6 protein-coding genes are annotated in these 4,841 nt (G+C 71.7%); all 6 read left to right on the forward strand.

Annotated features, from left to right (window positions below; genetic code table 11):
* The first annotated feature begins 182 nt into the window (after positions 1-182).
* Positions 183-485, forward strand: coding sequence for an urease subunit gamma (locus ACWDUD_RS30420; RefSeq protein WP_068160404.1), 303 nt, complete (start codon positions 183-185; stop codon positions 483-485).
* Positions 486-495: 10 nt separating this feature from the next.
* Entirely contained in the window at positions 496-864 is a 369-nt protein-coding gene (ureB, locus tag ACWDUD_RS30425; protein ID WP_197252624.1) for an urease subunit beta, read from the forward strand.
* Positions 865-868: 4 nt separating this feature from the next.
* A complete protein-coding gene (locus tag ACWDUD_RS30430; RefSeq protein WP_197252625.1) occupies positions 869-2,572 on the forward strand; it encodes an urease subunit alpha in 1,704 nt (567 codons plus the stop codon).
* A 19-nt stretch (positions 2,573-2,591) separates the two neighbouring features.
* The gene (locus tag ACWDUD_RS30435; RefSeq protein ID WP_248676615.1) at positions 2,592-3,248 is read left to right on the forward strand and encodes an urease accessory protein UreF; all 657 of its coding nucleotides are present in this window, start codon (positions 2,592-2,594) and stop codon (positions 3,246-3,248) included.
* Positions 3,214-4,032 carry an urease accessory protein UreG gene (gene ureG / locus ACWDUD_RS30440; protein WP_450111751.1) on the forward strand — a complete coding sequence of 273 codons (819 nt, stop codon included), beginning with the start codon at positions 3,214-3,216 and terminating at the stop codon, positions 4,030-4,032. The genes ACWDUD_RS30435 and ureG overlap by 35 nt, the downstream gene beginning before the upstream one ends.
* Positions 4,029-4,841 (forward strand): urease accessory protein UreD (locus ACWDUD_RS30445; RefSeq protein ID WP_450111752.1); only part of this gene is annotated, 813 nt, incomplete at its 3' end. The genes ureG and ACWDUD_RS30445, both read left to right, overlap by 4 nt.

Genomic DNA, 4,841 nt, shown 5'->3' on the forward strand with positions numbered 1-4,841 from the left:
GGCCGCGGTCGAGGCGGCGGAGACGATGGTCGAGCTCGCCCGCGCCGAGACGGCCAGCCGCCAGAAAGGCACACCGGCGGCGGAGCCGCACCGTGGAAACGCGGGTGAAACATGGGTGGGCATATGCTGGCGCGCAGTATCCGGGCGTACCGGACACGCTGCGTTCGCACCGAGGAGGCCCCATGCATCTGACGCCCTCCGAACAGGAGAAGTTGCTGCTCGCCGTCGCCGGGATGGTCGCCCGGGACCGGCACGCGCGCGGCGTGAAGCTCAACTATCCGGAAACCACGGCGCTGCTCACCAACTGGGTCATCGAACGCGCCCGCGACGGGCTGTCGGTCGCCGAACTGATGGTCGCGGGCCGGGAGGTCCTGACCCGCGACGACGTGATGGACGGGGTCGCGGAGATGCTCCCCGACGTCCAGGTGGAGGCGACCTTCCCGGACGGCCGCAAACTCGTCACCATCCACCAGCCGATCGCCTGAGGAGCACGCCATGGCAGGTCTGAACACCACCGGCCCCGGAGCGATCCGTGTCCGCGACGGCGACATCGAACTCAACGCCGACCGGGAACCGGACGAGCGCCTCGAACTGGTCATCGTCAACACCGGCGACCGTCCCGTGCAGATCGGCTCGCACCTGCATCTGCCCTATGCGAATCCGGCGCTCGAGTTCGACCGGGACGCCGCGCACGGGTTCCGCCTCGACATTCCGTCGGGGACCTCCCACCGTTTCGAGCCGGGCGCGTCCCGCACCGTGCAGGCGGTCGCGTTGCGCGGCGCGCGGCGGGTGCCGGGCATCGCGATCGGTGTCCCCGACGGCGGCGCGCTCGACGGCCCCCTTTCCGAGCAGAACGGAGACTGATCCGATGGTTCGCATCTCACGGGAGCGCTACGCCGCGCTCTACGGTCCCACCGTCGGCGACCAGGTCCGTCTGGGCGACACCGATCTGTGGATCGAGATCGAGGAGGACCGCACCGTCGGCGGTGAGGAAGCGGTGTTCGGCGGCGGCAAGTCCATCCGCGAATCCATGGCGCAGGGGTCCACGACCCGCGCGCAGGGCGCGCCGGACACGGTGATCACGAATGCGATCGTGCTGGACTGGTGGGGTGTCGTCCGCGCGGACGTGGGCATCCGGGACGGGCGGATCACCGCGCTGGGCCGGGCCGGGAACCCGGACATCGCGGACGGGGTGCATCCGGATCTGCAGATCGGTCCGTCCACGGACATCATCAGCGGCGAGGGCAAGATCCTCACAGCCGGCGGCTTCGACACGCACGTGCATCTGATTTCGCCGTCGCAGATCCACGAGGCGCTCGCGACGGGGATCACCTCGATCGCCGGGGGCGGTACGGGCCCGTCGGAGGGCACGAAGGCGACGACGGTGACGCCGGGCGAGTGGCATCTGGGCACGATCCATCGGAGCCTGGAGTCGTTGCCGGTCAACGTGTTGCTGTTCGGTAAGGGCAACACGGTGAGCATGGACGGGTTGGCGGAGCAGGCGCTGGCCGGGGCCGCGGGCTTCAAGGTGCACGAGGACTGGGGGTCGACGCCGGCGGCGCTGGATGCGGCGTTGCGCGCGGCCGACGAGTGGGGCCTGCAGGTCGCGTTGCATTCGGACTCGCTGAACGAGGCGGGGTTCCTGGAGTCGACGATCGAGGCGATCGGCGGCCGGTCGATCCACGCGTTCCACACCGAGGGCGCCGGCGGTGGGCACGCCCCGGACATCATGCGTCTGGCCGGTGAGCCCTATGTGCTGCCCGGGTCGACGAATCCGACGTTGCCGCACACGGTGAACACCGTCGCCGAACATCTGGACATGCTGATGGTGTGCCATCACCTCAATCCGCAGGTGCCGGAGGATCTGGCGTTCGCCGAATCGCGGATCCGGGCGACGACGATCGCGGCGGAGGACGTGCTGCACGACATGGGCGCGATGTCGATCACGTCGTCGGACGCGCAGGCGATGGGCCGGATCGGTGAGGTGATCACCCGGACCTGGCAGGTCGCACACGTGATGAAGGCGCGGCGCGGGCCGCTGGGGTCGTCGTTGCCGGCGGACAACGAGCGGGCCCGCCGGTATGTCGCGAAGTACACGATCAATCCGGCGATCGCGCACGGCGTGGATGTGCACATCGGCTCGGTGGAGGTCGGGAAGATCGCGGACCTGGTGCTGTGGGAGCCGAAGCTGTTCGGGGTGCGGCCCAGTGTCGTGCTCAAGGGTGGCGGCCTGGTGTGGGGTGCGCTCGGTGACCCGAACGCCTCGATTCCGACGCCGCAACCGGTGTTGCAGCGCCCGGCGCTGACCGATGCGATCGGGGCGGACCTGTCGGTGACGTTCGTGTCGCCCGCGGCGATCGAGGACGGCCTAGCCGATCGGCTCGGGATGCGCCGGCCGCTGGTGGCGGTCGCCGACACCCGCGGTGTCGGAAAGGCGCAGATGCGCAACAACGACGTGTTGCCGCGCATCGACATCGACCCGGAGACGTTCGAGATCGACATCGACGGGGAACGGATCGTGCCGGCCCCGGCCGAGCGGCTGCCGCTCGCCCAGTTGTATTCGCTGTTCTGACGTGGACCGGGAGTCGACGGTGCCGTCGCAGTCGCTGTTGCTGGCGTTGCTCGCCGACGCGCGGTTACCGACCGGTGCGCACACCCAGTCCGCGGGCCTGGAACCGGCGTTGCGGGCCGGGTTGCCGCCGGCGGACGTGCCGGGATACATCGCGGCCCGGTTGCGGACGGTGACGATCGTGGAGGCGGCGACCGCGGTCGTCGCCCGCCGTGTCGCGGTGGCCGGGGGCGATCTCGACGTGGTGGAGGCGGCGTGGGCCGCGCGCACACCGAGCGCGGCGCTGCGGGCCAGTTCCCGGCAGCTGGGCCGCGGGTATCTGCGGTTGTTGCGGCGGTTGTGGCCGGATCAGGAACCGATTCCGCGGTCGTGGCGGCCGGCGCGGCCGGTGGCGGCGGGGATGCTGGCCGCGCGCGCGGGGTTGGATGCCGAGCACACGGCGCGGCTGGTCGGATACGACGATGCGCAGACCATCGCGGCGGCGACGCTGAAGCTCGAGCCGGTGGATCCGGCGATCGCGACGGGCTGGGTGCTGGCGGCGCAGCCGTTGATCGAGCAGCTTGTCACGGCGGTGGCGGGATTGACCGAGCCACAGCAGATCCCGGCGTGCGCGGCGCCGCTCGTCGAACAGTGGGCCGAGAATCATGCCCACACCACAGAAAGGTTGTTCAGTGCCTGATCACAGTTGTTCCTCCGCCCGGTCTCTGCGGCTCGGGGTAGCCGGTCCGGTGGGGACCGGGAAGAGTTCGCTGATCGCGTTGTTGTGCCGGGAGCTGTCCGGGGAGCTGGCGTTGGGGGTGATCACCAACGACATCTACACCGACGAGGATGCGCGGTTCCTGCGGTCGGCGGGGGTGCTGGATCCGGAGCGGATCCGCGCGGTGGAGACGGGCGCGTGCCCGCACACCGCGATCCGCGACGATGTGACGGCGAATCTGCTGGCAGTGGAGGATCTCGAGGAGGACTTCGCGCCGCTGGATGTGGTGCTGGTCGAGTCGGGTGGGGACAACCTGACGGCGACGTTCTCCCCCGCGCTGGTCGATGCGCAGATCTTCGTGCTCGACGTCGCCGGCGGCGGCGACGTGGCCCGCAAGGGTGGGCCGGGGATCGCGCGGGCGGATCTGCTGGTGGTGAACAAGACGGATCTGGCGCCCTATGTGGGTGTGGATGTGCCGCAGATGGTGGCGGACGCGGAGGCGGCGCGGGAGGGCCGGCCGGTGCTGGCGCTCTCGCGCACGGACCCGGAGTCGGTGGCGGCGTTGTGCGCGTGGGTGCGGTCGGTGCTGGCCGAGCACACCGGGGGCCGGTTGGTGCCGATGGATCCGGGTCCGATGGCGCCGCACTTCCATGCCGACGACGACCATGAGCACAGCCACGAGGAGCACAGCCACGAGCACGAGCACGAGCACGGCCACGGGCATGGCCATGCTCACGGCCACGGGCACGCGTCGACGCCGCAGTGACCTCCCCGAACCCTGAGACACCGAACCCCGCGACGACCGTCGCCGTGCACCGCGCGCACGGCCGCGCCCGGTGCCGGCTGGTGCCCGGCGCGTTCGGGCCGCGGGTGCTCGGCGGGGACGCGAACGGCGCGCGGGTCGCGCTGGTCGCGACCGGGGCGTTGCTGCTCGGCGGCGACAACGTCGTGATCGAGGTCGAGGTGGGGGCGGGGGCGTGGCTCGAGATCGTCGAGACCGCGGGCACCGTCGCCTACGACGCGGCCGGCCGGGCGTCGAGCTGGACGGTGCGGGCGCGGCTCGGGGCCGGGGCGTCGCTGGTGTGGGACGGGTTGCCGTTCGTGGTGGCCGACGGGGCCGACGTCACCCGCCGCACCGAGCTGGTGCTCGACCGCGACGCGCGGGTGCTGCTGCGGGAGACGCTGGTGCTCGGCCGCAGCGGGGAATCGGGCGGCGCGGTGCGCTCGCACACGGTCGCGACCCACGAGCAGCGTCCGCTGCTGGTCGAGGATCTGGACCTGTCCCCCGGGCTGCGCACGCTCCCGGGGATTCTCGGGTCGCATCGGGTGCTGGATTCGGTGCTGGCGTTGGGGTGGCGTCCCCCGCACGAGGATGCCGGGGACGGGGCGTATCGGTTCGACCTGGACGGTCCGGGGGCGCTGGTGCGGTGGCTCGGCCGGGACCTGCACCGCTCGGGTGGGGTGGACGAGTGTGTGGTGGGGGGGGGGGGGGGGGGGGGGGGCCCCGCCCCCCCCCCCCCCCCCCCCCCCGGGTGGTGGGAGTTGTGGTGGGGGCCGACAGGGGCGGCGGGGTGT

The sequence above is a fragment of the Rhodococcus sp. NPDC003382 genome, from assembly GCF_053589135.1.

Bases quoted from the DNA above. Each gene is read 5' to 3' on its own strand.
- ACWDUD_RS30430 (WP_197252625.1), top strand. From the start codon at position 869: ATGGTTCGCATCTCACGGGAGCGCTACGCCGCGCTCTACGGTCCCACC.
- ureG (WP_450111751.1), top strand. From the start codon at position 3,214: ATGCCCACACCACAGAAAGGTTGTTCAGTGCCTGATCACAGTTGTTCC.
- ureB (WP_197252624.1), top strand. From the start codon at position 496: ATGGCAGGTCTGAACACCACCGGCCCCGGAGCGATCCGTGTCCGCGAC.
- ACWDUD_RS30420 (WP_068160404.1), top strand. From the start codon at position 183: ATGCATCTGACGCCCTCCGAACAGGAGAAGTTGCTGCTCGCCGTCGCC.